The 13,033-nt window shown below is 67.6% G+C and carries 10 protein-coding genes; 5 read left to right on the forward strand and 5 right to left on the reverse strand.

All coding sequences use genetic code 11. The features are described from left to right. Positions 1 to 15 precede the first annotated feature (15 nt). The gene (locus tag POS15_RS09225; protein ID WP_284129545.1) at positions 16 to 2,898 is read right to left on the reverse strand and encodes an EAL domain-containing protein; all 2,883 of its coding nucleotides are present in this window, start codon (positions 2,896 to 2,898) and stop codon (positions 16 to 18) included. 203 nt (positions 2,899 to 3,101) lie between these two features. Between POS15_RS09225 and POS15_RS09230 the strand changes: the two genes are divergently transcribed. From POS15_RS09230 to POS15_RS09250, 5 genes are all read left to right on the forward strand, one after another. After that, positions 3,102 to 3,656, forward strand: a complete 555-nt coding sequence (locus POS15_RS09230; protein WP_026069777.1) for an RNA polymerase sigma factor — start codon at positions 3,102 to 3,104, stop codon at positions 3,654 to 3,656. Beyond that, a complete protein-coding gene (locus POS15_RS09235; RefSeq protein WP_284129546.1) occupies positions 3,653 to 4,633 on the forward strand; it encodes a hypothetical protein in 981 nt (326 codons plus the stop codon). Before POS15_RS09230 ends, POS15_RS09235 begins: the two co-directional genes overlap by 4 nt. A 44-nt stretch (positions 4,634 to 4,677) precedes the next feature. Continuing rightward, a complete protein-coding gene (locus POS15_RS09240) occupies positions 4,678 to 5,286 on the forward strand; it encodes a YigZ family protein (protein ID WP_019183149.1) in 609 nt (202 codons plus the stop codon). Continuing rightward, the gene (locus POS15_RS09245; protein ID WP_046272951.1) at positions 5,279 to 7,045 is read left to right on the forward strand and encodes an ABC transporter transmembrane domain-containing protein; all 1,767 of its coding nucleotides are present in this window, start codon (positions 5,279 to 5,281) and stop codon (positions 7,043 to 7,045) included. Before POS15_RS09240 ends, POS15_RS09245 begins: the two co-directional genes overlap by 8 nt. Positions 7,046 to 7,112: 67 nt before the next feature. Beyond that, a complete protein-coding gene (locus POS15_RS09250; RefSeq protein WP_019183151.1) occupies positions 7,113 to 7,307 on the forward strand; it encodes a hypothetical protein in 195 nt (64 codons plus the stop codon). Between the two features lie 147 nt (positions 7,308 to 7,454). Here the strand turns inward: POS15_RS09250 and POS15_RS09255 are convergent, their stop codons facing one another. The 4 genes from POS15_RS09255 to dnaK form a co-directional block, all read right to left on the reverse strand. Next, positions 7,455 to 8,567 carry a prephenate dehydrogenase gene (locus POS15_RS09255; protein WP_284129547.1) on the reverse strand — a complete coding sequence of 371 codons (1,113 nt, stop codon included), beginning with the start codon at positions 8,565 to 8,567 and terminating at the stop codon, positions 7,455 to 7,457. Beyond that, complete coding sequence (gene pdxY, locus POS15_RS09260; protein ID WP_284129548.1) at positions 8,564 to 9,472, reverse strand: pyridoxal kinase; 909 nt, start codon at positions 9,470 to 9,472, stop codon at positions 8,564 to 8,566. The genes POS15_RS09255 and pdxY overlap by 4 nt, the downstream gene beginning before the upstream one ends. 210 nt (positions 9,473 to 9,682) lie before the next feature. Further along, a complete protein-coding gene (gene dnaJ, locus POS15_RS09265) occupies positions 9,683 to 10,816 on the reverse strand; it encodes a molecular chaperone DnaJ (protein ID WP_019183155.1) in 1,134 nt (377 codons plus the stop codon). 164 nt (positions 10,817 to 10,980) lie between these two features. Continuing rightward, a complete protein-coding gene (dnaK, locus tag POS15_RS09270) occupies positions 10,981 to 12,909 on the reverse strand; it encodes a molecular chaperone DnaK (protein WP_019183156.1) in 1,929 nt (642 codons plus the stop codon). Positions 12,910 to 13,033 lie beyond the last annotated feature (124 nt).

The following is a 13,033-nucleotide window of genomic DNA, read 5'->3' on the forward strand; positions in this document are numbered from 1 at the left end:
TGCTGCCGCGACGGTTCAGGCCGTCGCGGTGGTCGCCATCGGGGCCGGCCGGCCCAGCAGATAGCCCTGGCCGTAATCGCAGCCCAGCTGCAGCAACGTGTCGTGCTGGGCCTGGGTCTCGATCCCCTCGCCCACCGTTTCGATGCCGAGCGTGCGTGCCAGCGACAGCACGCCCTGCACCAGCGCGTGCGTGCTCTGCATGTCCTGCCCGTGCAGGCCGGCGATGAACGATTGGTCGATCTTCAGCGTCGAGATCGGGAAGCGATGCAGGTAGGACAGCGCCGAGAAGCCGGTGCCGAAATCATCCAGCTGCACCAGCACGCCGCGCTCGCGCAGGGTCTGCAGGATGCGCAGCGTGCGCGGGCCGTCATCCAGCAGCGCCACCTCGGTGATCTCCAGCCGCAGCCGGTGCGGATCGGCGCCGGCCGCTTCGATCAGGCCGAACAGGCGCGTGCTGAAATCGGCCGAGCGGAAGTGCCGCGGCGACACATTGACGGACAGATACCCACGGCCGCCACGCGCAAGCTGGGTGATCACCTGCTCGTACAGCAGCCAGTCCACCTGTTCGATCAGGCCACTTTCTTCCCCCAGGTCCAGGAAGGCGCTGGGCAGCAGCAACCCGCGGCGCTCGTGCTGCCAGCGCAACAGCGCTTCGTGGCCGACCAGCTCACCATCGCTGAGCCGCACGATCGGCTGATAGAACGGCATGAAATCGCGGTTGATGATGGCCCGGCGCAGGTCCGCCTCCAGGTCCAGGCTGCGCAGGGCCTGCTCGCGCATCGCCTCATCGAACACCGCACAGCGATCGTTGCCCTGTGCCTTGGCGCGGTACATCGCCGCATCCGCATCGCGCACCAGCTCTTCGCCGTTGCGGTAGCGGGGGTTCCACATGGCGATGCCGAGGCTGCCGGAGGGGAACAGTTCGCGCCCCTTCACCCACATCGATTCTTCCAGTGCCACCAGCATGCGCTGTGAAAACTCCAGCGCCGAAGCCAGGCCGTCGCCGCACTGGAGCAGGATCGCGAACTCATCCCCGCCCAGCCGGGCGACCACATCCTGTGCGGAGATCATCGAGACGATGCGCTTGGCCACCTCGACCAGCATCTGATCACCGGCGGCATGGCCGATGCTGTCATTGACCAGCTTGAACCGGTCCAGATCCAGGAACAGCACCGCAAAGCCCTGTCCCTCGCTGGCGCGCGCACGTGCGATCGCATCTTCCAGCCGGTCCAGCAGATGCAGGCGATTGGGCAGTCCGGTCAGCGCATCATGCATGGCCTGATGGGTGAGGCGCTGCTCAGCGCGCAGGCGCTCGCCGATCTGGCCCAGCAGCTTGTCGTTGACGTCGGCCAGCTCGCGCGTGCGCTCGTCCACGCGTCTTTCCAGATCGGCATGCGCATTGCGCAACCGCTCCTGGTCGCGCTGGCGCGCCAGCCCGTTGCCGATGTTCTGCGCCACGAAGGTCAGCAGCCGCTGGTCGTGCACGGTGAACACCACCTCAGGCGAATAACTCTGCACCACGATCACGCCGACCACATCGTCATCGCTCAGCAACGGCACGCCCAGCCAGCAGTTCGAGCGCGCGCCGAACTCGCGCACCACCCCACTCTCGCGCAGCGCATCGATGCGCTCGCGGGTGGCCAGCAGCGGCTGGCGGTTGCGCACGATGAACTCGGTCAAGCCTTCACTGAAGGGCCGCGGTGCGCGCGACGGGTTGTACTCGTCCACCGAGTAGACGAACTCCAGCCCGTCACCTTTTTCGTTGACCAGTGCGATATAGAAATTGCGCGCATCCAGCAGCGTGCCGACGAGGCCATGCACTTGGCCGTAGTACTGCGACAGCGACTCGGCGCTCATCGCCAGCTCGGCGATGTTGAACAGCGCCATCTGCAGTTTCTCAGCGCGGCGGCGTTCGACCACCTCCTCCTGCAGGTTGCGGTTGGCGCGCTGCAGCTCGACCGTGCGGCGCTCCACCTGCCGCTCCAGCTGTACCTGCGCCTGGCGCCGGTCCATCGCGGTCAGGATGTGCTGGGCGACATAGCCCAGCAGCGTGCGGTCGGCCTCGCCATAGCGCGCGCGATGCTCGTAGCTCTGCACCACGATCGCACCGCATACGCGCCCGTCGCGCAGCATCGGCACGCCCAGCCAGTCCAGGCTCTCGGGCCCACGCTCGGGGTCGTGTTCGTCATCGAGGATGGCCAGCAGCTCGCGCGAGGGCCCACTCAATGGCTCGCCATGCCGCAACAGCGCGAAGGTTAGGCTGCGCGGCATTTCGTGTTCTTCGTAGCTGCGGTCCGGGTCGGCGACGAAATCATCTTTCTGATCGGCGAAGTACAGGAAGCGGACCCGGTGGCGAACGTCGTCGTACTCAACGATGAAGCAGTTCTGCGCATACATCAGGGAATTGAGCACGCGGTGGAAGTGGCGCAGCATCTCGGCCATTTCCAGATCGGCACCGGCCAGATCGGCGATTTCATACAGTGCCTGCTGCAGGCGCTTGGAGTCTTCCAGCGAGGCGATCTCGCGCCGCTGCCGGGCCAGCAGCACGGTGCTCTGGAACAGGCAGCGCGCGGCCGTCCACCAGCCCTCCGGTGGCGGCGTATCGCCGGCCAGTGACACGTCCAGGGTCAGTTCCGAGCCGCCATGGTGCCAGCATTGCTGCAGGGCCAGCCGCGCCGATGCCGCCTGCTGCCGCGGAGCGGTGGGACCGGGCCCTGCCGCGCCGCCTTCCGGGTGGCCGTGGCGGCCCTCGCCCAGCACCGGGTCCGACCAGGCCAGGGCGACCGCTGCGCCCGCCGGCAACTGGGCGCACAACGCCGTGGCGACCGCGGCAGGAATCACCGCATCACCGTCGCGTTGCACTGAAGAGGTCACCATCTGGCTGGACACGTCGCTCATCTCTCGGGCGCCGGCTGCCCGGCGCCTCCCCTGTCCTGCGAGCATAACGCGCGGACCGGGGGGCAATGGAAGCGTCTCAACCCCGTCCGGCGCTGCTGGACGTTCTTGATCCTGTGCCCCAGGTCATCGCCATGCCAACCCGTTCCGCCGCCCGGCGCCCCATCGACTATGCGAACACCCCCGCAGCGCTTACTCTGTCGGCCGTGGACGCCCTTGCCCTGCCGACTGATGAAGCGCTGATGCTGGCCTGGGCCGGCGGCGACCTGCGTGCGTTCGAGGCGCTGTATGGCCGTCATCGCAGCCGTCTGTACAGCTTCCTGCTGCGCCAACTGCGCGATGGCGCGTTGGCCGATGAGATGTTCCAGGATGTCTGGCAGCGGGTGATCGCCGCGCGGGCCGGCTGGCAGCCCGAGGCCGCCTTCACCACCTGGCTGTTCCGGATCGCCCACAACCGCCTCAATGACCACTGGCGTGCGGCCAGGCACCGGCCGTCGGCCCCGATCGACGCCGATGAGCGGGTCGCGGCGATCACCGATGCGCGCACCCCCGAATCCCAGCTGTCCGAATTCGAACAGCGCCGCCAACTGCAGCTGGCGATGGAGCAGTTGCCGCCCGAGCAGCGCGAGGTCCTGCAGTTGCGCCTGGAACAGGAACTGAGCCTGGAAGAGATTGCCGAGATCACCGGGGTCGGCCGCGAGACCGTCAAATCGCGGCTGCGCTATGCCATGGACAAACTCCGTGCGGGGTTGACCGTATGAACCGCCCGGATCCGCTGACCCCTGAAGAACGCGAACTGGCCCGGCTGCTGGGCCGGCCCAGTGCCACCGGCCCGGCGCCGGCGATCGACGAGGCCGTGCTGGCGGCCGCGCGCACCGCCGTGGAAGCACCGGCGGCCGATGCGGCCACCTGGAAGCTCCCGCCCGATGCGCCCCTCCGTTCGCGGCGCCCGCGCTCGCGGCTTCCGGCGGCGTTCGGGCTGGCCGCCTCGGTGATCTTCGCGGTGGGCATTGCGTGGCAGCTCAAGCCCGACGACCCGCCCGCGCCCCCTCTGGCCGAGTCGGTCGCTGCCCCGGCCTCGAGCGCCGCAGTCACCGACGCTGCACCGGCGATGGATGCCGCGCCGTCTCCGCCACCGCCTGACGCTGCACCGCCGGTGGTGCAGCAGCAGCGCGCGGCCAAGCCCCAGGCACAGGCCCCGGCACACCCCACACCTGCTCCAGCCGCCGCGCCGCCGGCACCCGAGCGCGCACGGCGCGTCGCAGCGCCGCGCCCGGAAGCCATCGCTGCGCCTGCACCGCCCGCCCCGGCCCCGGTGCAGGCGCCGGCACCGATGATGTCGGCCCCGGCGCCCGAAGCGGCCACCTCCTATGCGATGGAGGCGGCAGAACCGGCGCTGGACCGTGTCGTGGTGACCGGCTCCACCCTCGAGCGCCAAGCGCCGCGCGCCGCCTCCACGAGCGCCGCACCGGCCAAGCCCGCGCCCAGCGCGCCTGGCGTGATGCGTCGTGCGGCCGCGCCGATGGCGGTACCCGCCTCGGCAGACGACGCCGTGCGCGCCCTGCATCAGGCCGTCGCGGCCGACGCCGGCCTGCCGCGCAAACAGTGGCTCAAGCGCATCCGCGAGCGTCGCGATGCCGGTGACGTGGATACCGCGCGTGCCAGCCTGGAACGCTACCTCCAGCAATACCCGGAAGTGCGCATCCCGCGCGATCTGCGCCAGCTGCTCGAGAACTGACGCTGCGCGTACGGTGAACGGGCATCCCCACTAGAATGGCGGGAATGCCCGATACGCTCGCCACCACCGTCAGCCACAGCCTGGACATCAAGCACAGCCGCTTCATCGCCCACGCCGCGCCGATCCCACATGTGGCCGCCGCGCTGGAATTCCTGCAGCAGGTTGCCGTCGTGGATGCCACCCACAACTGCTGGGCCTATCGCTACGGCAACGACTACCGTTCCAGCGACGACGGCGAGCCCGCTGGCACCGCCGGCCGCCCGATCCTGGCGGCGATCGATGGCCAGGGCTTCGACCGGGTGATGGTCGTGGTCACCCGCTGGTACGGCGGCATCAAGCTCGGCGCGGGCGGCCTGGTGCGCGCCTACGGCGGTACCGCCGCCGAGTGCCTGCGGGTCGCGCCACGGCTGCCTCTGATCGCCATGGCCGAACTGGATGTGCACGCCGGCTTCGAAGATCTGGGCCCGCTGCATGCCGCGCTGGGCGCGCATCTGGCCGAAAAAGTGGGCGAAGCCTTCACCGCCGACGGCGTGAACCTGCACCTGCGCTTGCCGGCCGATCAGGTCGAGCTGTTGAAAAACCGCCTCCGCGACGCCACTCGTGATCGTGTCCGTATTGAATCCCGCATCGAACCAGGCCCATCGAATGACTGACGCACCCGCTCCGCAAGACACGCCGATGCGCCGATTGGGCAGCTTGAACACGCTGTGGCCATTCGTGCGCCGGCATGTCGGGCTGTTCAGCGCCTGGCTGGTGGCCTTGGCCGTGTCGTCGGTGGCTACGCTGAGCCTGCCGGTCGCGGTCCGCCAGATGATCGACCACGGCTTCAACAGTGGGGGCCAGATCAACAAGGCCTTTGCCCTGCTGTTCCTGGTCGCGGTGGTGCTGGCGCTGGCCACGGCCGCTCGCTTTTTCTTCGTCTCCCTGTTGGGGGAAAAGGTGGTCGCCGACCTGCGCAGCCGCCTGTACGCGCACCTGATCACCCTGGGCGCCGGCTTCCATGACCGCAGCCGCAGCGGCGAGCTGGTCTCGCGCCTGACCGCCGACAGCGAACTGCTGCGCAGCGTGATCGGCTCGACCATGTCGGTGGCCCTGCGCAGCAGCGTCACCGTGATCGGCAGCCTGGTGATGCTGTTCGTGACCAGCCCGCACTTGGCGGCCTGGTCGCTGGTCGGCATTCCGCTGGCGGTGCTGCCGATCATCATCGGCGCCCGCCGCCTGCGCAGCATCGCGCGCGCCAGCCAGGACCGCATCGCCGATGCCAACAGCCTGGCTTCGGAAACCCTGGGCGCGGTACGCACCGTGCAGGCGCACGCGCGCGAGCCCTATGAACGTGGCCGCTTCAACGCCGCCCTCAGCGATGCCATCGGTGCCGCACGCCGGCGCATCCGCGCACAATCGATCGTCACCGCCAGCGCCATCGTGCTGGTGTTCGGCGCGATCGTCGGCGTGCTGTGGTTGGGCGCGCACGAGGTGATCGACGGCAACATGAGTGCCGGCACCCTGGGCCAGTTCGTGCTGTATGCGCTGATCGGCGGCGGCTCGGTCGGCGCACTGGCCGAAGTCTGGAACGAACTGCAGCGTGCCTCCGGTGGCATGGGCCGGATTGCCGAGCTGCTGCAGGAAGAGGTCGAGATCACCGCCCCCGCCAATCCCACCGCGTTGCCGCAGCCACTGCGCGGCGAGATCCGGTTCGAGGAGGTGGTGTTCCATTACCCGCAGCGCCCGGATACGGCCGCGCTGGATCATGTGGACCTGCACGTGCGACCGGGTGAAACGGTCGCGCTGGTCGGTCCCTCCGGCGCCGGCAAGAGCACCATCCTGTCGATGCTGCTGCGCTTCCACGATCCGGCTGCCGGCCGCATCCTCGTGGACGGCGTGGACCTGCGCCAGGTCGACCCCGCGCAGCTGCGCGAGCAGCTGGCACTGGTGCCGCAGCAGCCGACCCTGTTTGCCAGCAGCGCGTTCGAGAACATCCGCTACGGGCGCCTGGATGCGACCGATGAAGAGGTACAGCGCGCGGCCGAAGCGGCCGAGGCCGATGAGTTCCTGCGCGCCCTGCCCGAGGGGTATGCCAGCGAGCTTGGCGAGCGCGGTGCGCGCCTGTCCGGCGGCCAGCAGCAGCGCATCGCGATCGCGCGCGCCCTGCTCAAGAACGCGCCGATCCTGTTGCTCGACGAAGCCACCAGCGCGCTGGATGCACAGAGCGAGCGCGCCGTGCAGCAGGCGCTGGAGCGCCTGATGGCCGGGCGCACCACGCTGGTGATCGCGCACCGCCTGGCCACCGTGCTCAAGGCCGACCGCATCGTGGTGATGGACCACGGTCGCATCGTGGCCCAGGGCACGCATGCCGAACTGCTGGCCGAAGGCGGTCTCTACGCCGAACTGGCGCGCCTGCAGTTCATCGATTGATGACGGGCCGGTAACACCGGGCGTCGCATCCTGCAGCCCTCACTGGATGCGCTGCAGGAGGTGTTTCATGTCGTTCCGACAGTTTCCCGCCACCGATGCCAACGGCGACGACTACGTCATCATCGAGTTCAAGGATGAGCAGGCCGATGCGGCCGCCGGCAACAGCCAGGGGGCGCGCTATGAGTTGGCCGACGGCCGCCATCTGATCCGCGACGGTCGCCAGTTCCGGACCGCCGGTGGTGAGCTCACCCTCACCACCTGAGGCCCCGCAAAAAAGTTGCACGGATGTTGGTCATTTTTTGACCAAGTATCTTGACAGCCTTTTGGCGCAAGGCGCGAACACACTTATCCACACGTTTGTGCGCAGATCATCCACACCCCCTGTGGATGAATGTTGCACTGCACCGTGTCAGCGCACCAGCACGCGGCCGATGCCGGAGGCATCGATCTCGATGGCGGCCGCCTGCAGTGCCAACGCGTCGCTGCCCGCCACGAACCCCACCCGGAAGTGCACCTCACCGGCGGGCGTGCGCGAGGAATGGATCGACGCCAGGCTGACCCGGTGCCGCTCGAACACGTGGAGCAGCTCGCGCAGGGAACCCGGCCGGTCTTCCGGGAGATGCACGCTGATCGCATTGCGCTCGGTCAGATCCGCGAGCAGGTACCCGACCCGCTCGAAGGTGTAGTTGCCATCGGCCAGCACCCCGGTTCCCAGGCTGTCACGATTATCCAGCAACAGCTGCTGTCGGAACGCCGCCCGTGCCGCGTCATCGCCCTGCTCCAGCTGCGCCCGAAGCTGATGCAACTGGGCCAGCAAGCGGTCCAGCATCGGTGCGACGTGCGGATTGCCGAACTGGATGTCTTCGTAGATCGCCGGATTGAGCGAGAGGATGCGCGCGATGATCGCGGTATCCAGTTCGAACGAGGCCGAGCGGTACGGCATCAACGCCGGCAAGGCGCCCAGGATCGGCGCGTACTCGCGCAGCACGCCGGCCTGCGCCAGATGGGTGGCATGCACCATTGCCTGCACCAGCGCCATGACCTGGTCGTGGTGCTCCGGCGTGGCGCGCACGCACTCGGCTTCCAGCGCGTCGCACAGCTGCTGCACGAACGGCTGCCACTGCGACAGGCGCGCCTCGCAGACCACCATCACCCGACCCTTGAGCGTGGGTGCCTTGGGCGGTGCGGTCATCGGGTGCAGGCCCACCACCTCCGCCTGCGAGGCGAGCATCGCCTCCACCGGTGCGGATTTGACCGAGGTGACATCCAGCCACAACCGACCGGCTTCGCGACCGGCAGAGCGCGCCGCATAGTCGGCGATCAGCGCCGGCGTGTGCCGGATCGGTGCGGAGAAGATCAACACCTCCGCGCGGTCCAGCAGCGTCTCCGGGCTGTCCGATGCGGCATCGGCCGGGTCATGCCCGATGACCTCCAGCCCAAGACGTTGTTCCAGGAAGCGGCGCAGCCAGCGCCCGTAGGCACCGTCGCTGCCGACGATGCCCACCACCGGTGTCAGACTCACGCCAGACGCTCGGGAACGAAACGATCGGGCAGCGCCAGCGCCGCCGGCGCCGCGGCCAGCACATCGAACTCTTCGTGGCCGTTGGCCAGCGTGGTTTCCAGCGCGACATGCACGCCGGCGATGGCGCGCGAGATCGCCTGTTCGAAGGTTTCGCCACGCAGCAGGAAGGCGACCAGCAGCGACATCAGCACGTCGCCCGTCCCGGCCACGTCCACCGGCAGATGCGGCGAGGACCAGCGCCAGATGGCATCACGGCTGACCGCCAGCGTGACCAGCTGGCCCGGATCACCGCCGACGCTGTGCGCCAGCACCCATTCCGGACCGCGTGCGAGCAGGGCCTGCGAGGCGGCGATCGCATCGTCCTGGGCCAGGCTCGGCATCCCCGTGAGGCGGCCGAGTTCGAAGGCATTGGGCGTGACCAGCCAGGCGTGCGGAAGCAGACGCTCGACGAACACTTTTTCCAGGCCCGGCTCTACGTAAGGGCCCGTATGGGTGTCGCCGATGACCGGGTCCAGGCAGTAGCGCAGCTGTGGCGAGGACGGCAACACCGCATCGAGCCAATCGGCGAAGGCCGCACCGTTGCCGACGCTGCCGAAGTAACCAGAAACCAGCATCCGCGCGCGTTGCGGCAGGCCGCGCTCGCCCGCACCCAGGAGCAGGTCGGCGAACCAGTCCGAGGGCAGCACGCGGCCACGCGTGGTCTCGTAGAACGGCGCGTTGCTGAGCAGCGTGGTGGGGATTTCGGCCACGCGCACGCCCAGCGCGCGCAGCGGCGGCACGGCAGCGCTGTTGCCGGCATAGCCGTAGACCAGCTGCGACTGGACCGAGATGACGTCGACCGGCGACGGACCGTCCGGGCGCTGGCGGCGGCCGTGGACCAGGTGGCTTTCGAGGGATTCGTTCATGCCGACATTTTACGCCCGGCGCCGCCCGGTAGAGCCACCCCATGGGTGGCTGTCGATCCACCCGGCACCGCGTGCAGCCACCCCATGGGGTGGCTCTACCCTGGCCGGGCGGTGCAGCCACCCATGGGGTGGCTCTACCCCCGGTCTGCGCGCACAAAAAAGCCCCCTGTCGCCAGGGGGCCTTCGTTGCATCCCAAGAACCGGCGTCGCTTATGACGTCATGCGATCCCAGAAGCCCTTCACGCCATCGATGAAGGTCGCCGACTTGGGCGAATGCTTGCGCGCTTCCTCGCCGGTGAAGGTGGTCTCGAACTGTTCCAGCAGCTTGCGCTGCTCCGGGGTGAGGTTGACCGGGGTCTCCACCACCACGCGGCAGTACAGGTCGCCTTCGCTGCGGCTGCGCACCGAACGCACGCCCTTGCCACGCATGCGGAACAGCTTGCCGGTCTGGGTTTCGGCCGGAATGCGGATTTCCGCATAGCCGCCGAGGGTGGCCACGCGTACGGTATCGCCCAGCGCGGCCTGCGAGATGCGGATCGGCACTTCGCAGTGCAGGTCGTCGCCGTCGCGCTGGAAGATCGCGTGCTCGCGCACCCGCACTTCCACGTACAGATCGCCTGCCGGGGTGCCGGCCGGACCGGCCTCGCCTTCACCGGACAGACGGATGCGGTCGCCGGTATCGACGCCCGCGGGCACCTTGACCGACAACACCTTGTCTTCCTCGACACGGCCATTGCCGTGACAGGTCTTGCAGGGGTTCTGGATGATCTGGCCACGGCCGTTGCAGTGGTGGCAGGCCTGCTGCATCGCGAAGATGCCGCGCTGGATGCGCACCTGGCCCTGGCCACGGCAGACCGAACAGGTCTCGACCTTGCCATCTTCCGAACCGCTGGCATTGCAGTCATCACACTCGACCAGACTCGGAATCTCGATGCGGCGTTCCACGCCCATCACCGCTTCTTCCAGGTCCAGCTCCATCACGTAACCGATGTCGGCACCGCGACGGGCCTGGCGCGGACCACCACCGCCGGCGCCACCGCCGAAGATGTTGCCGAAGATGTCCCCGAAGATATCGCCCATGTCCGGGCCACCCGGACCACCGCCGCCGCCCATGCCGTGCTCGAACGCGGCGTGGCCGTGGGCGTCGTACATGCGGCGCTTGTTGCTGTCGGACAGGGTTTCGTAGGCTTCCTTGCATTCCTTGAAGGATGCTTCGGCCTCGCTGTCACCCGGATTGCGGTCCGGATGGTATTTCATCGCGCAACGGCGATAGGCCTTCTTCAGTTCTTCGTCGCTGGCGGTGCGGGACACGCTCAGCACTTCGTAGTAATCGCGCTTGCTCATAACTTGAATCGGGTTCCGGAAGTCGGGATTCGTCAAAGCGGAAGAGCGGCACCAGGTCCGCTCTTTCGCCGGGCGCCCCGACAGGCCGGGAAACGGCTGTCAGGACCAGAAGGGGGATATGACAACGGGACGCTGCCTGCGCAACGTCCCGTGTCGAGTCCGGATCAGGACTTCTTGTCGTCCTTGACTTCGGTGAACTCGGCGTCGACCACATCGTCGTGCGCGCCGTTGTTGGCACCGGCATCCGGGCCCGGCGCCGCGCCGCCCTGCTCTGCCGCTGCGGAGGCAGCAAAAAGCGCCTGGCCGGCTTCTTCCAGCACCTTCGACTTGGCTTCGATCTGGGCCTTGTCGTCGCTCTTCATCGCGGTTTCCAGATCGGCCAGGGCCGACTCCACCTTGCCGATCACATCGCCGCCGACCTTGCTGCCGTGCTCGGTGATCGCGGTACGGGTACCGTGGATCAGCGCGTCAGCCTGGTTGCGGGCCTGGACCAGCTCGTGGAACTTCTTGTCTTCTTCGCGGTTGGCTTCCGCGTCGGCGACCATGCGTGCGATCTCGTCCTCGGACAGACCCGAACCGGCCTTGATCTCGACCTTCTGTTCCTTGTTGGTCTTCTTGTCCTTGGCCGACACGTGCAGGATGCCGTTGGCGTCGATGTCGAAGGACACTTCCACCTGCGGCAGGCCGCGCGGCGACGGCTCGATGCCGGAGAGGTCGAACTTGGCCAGCGACTTGTTGAAGCGGGCCTGCTCGCGCTCACCCTGCAGCACGTGCACGGTCACGGCCGACTGGTTGTCCTCGGCGGTGGAGAACACCTGCGAGGCCTTGGTCGGGATGGTGGTGTTCTTCTCGATGATCTTGGTGAACACGCCACCCAGGGTTTCGATGCCCAGCGACAGCGGGGTCACGTCCAGCAGCAGCACGTCCTTGACGTCGCCGCCCAGCACGCCGCCCTGGATCGCAGCACCCAGTGCCACGGCCTCATCCGGGTTGACGTCCTTGCGCGGTTCCTTGCCGAAGAACTCGGTCACGGCCTGCTGCACCTTCGGCATGCGGGTCTGACCGCCGACCAGGATCACTTCACCGATGTCGCTCGAACGCAGGCCGGCATCGTTCAGCGCGATGCGGCACGGCTCGATCGACTTCTTGATCAGGTCTTCCACCAGCGCTTCCAGCTTGGCGCGGGTCAGCTTGATGTTCAGGTGCTTCGGGCCCGACGCGTCAGCGGTGACGTACGGCAGGTTCACTTCGGTCTGCTGGCTGGTGGACAGCTCGATCTTGGCGCGCTCGGCGGCGTCCTTCAGGCGCTGCAGGGCCAGCGGATCCTTGCGCAGGTCGATGCCCTGGTCCTTGTTGAACTCGTCGACGAGGTACTCGATGACGCGGTTGTCGAAATCTTCGCCGCCCAGGAAGGTGTCACCGTTGGTGGCCAGCACTTCGAACTGCTTCTCACCGTCCACGTTGGCGATCTCGATGATCGACACGTCGAAGGTGCCGCCGCCCAGATCGTACACAACGATCTTGCGGTCACGGCCGTCACCCTTGTCCAGGCCATAGGCCAGGGCAGCAGCGGTCGGCTCGTTGATGATGCGCTTGACTTCCAGACCGGCGATGCGGCCTGCGTCCTTGGTGGCCTGGCGCTGGCTGTCGTTGAAGTAGGCCGGCACGGTGATCACGGCCTCGGTGACGGTCTCACCCAGGAACGCTTCGGCGGTCTTCTTCATCTTCTCCAGCACGCGGGCGGAGATTTCCTGCGGGGCCATCTTCTTGCCGTCGCTGGTCTGCACCCAGGCGTCGCCATTGTCATGGGCCAGGATGCCGTAGGGCACGTGCGCGATGTCCTTCTGGACTTCAGCGTCGGTGAACTTGCGGCCGATCAGGCGCTTGACAGCGTAGAAGGTGTTCTTGGGGTTGGTCACGGCCTGGCGCTTGGCCGAGGCGCCGACCAGGACTTCGCCGTCCTTGGTGTAGGCGACGATGGAAGGCGTGGTGCGATCGCCTTCCGCGTTTTCGATGACGCGGGCCTTGCCGCCGTCCATGATCGCCACACACGAGTTGGTGGTGCCGAGGTCGATACCAATGATCTTGCCCATGAGGGAGACTCCTGAAAGTTCTGGGTACATCCGGCAGTTGCCGGGTTATGAATGGGATGTGTGGGACGCTGGGGACACTTTCAAGCCGTCCATCAAACACAGTGTTCGATGGCGACCCAACGCG

Origin of the sequence: Stenotrophomonas sp. BIO128-Bstrain, from assembly GCF_030128875.1 — a bacterium.
In the GTDB taxonomy this organism is placed as follows: domain Bacteria; phylum Pseudomonadota; class Gammaproteobacteria; order Xanthomonadales; family Xanthomonadaceae; genus Stenotrophomonas; species Stenotrophomonas bentonitica_A.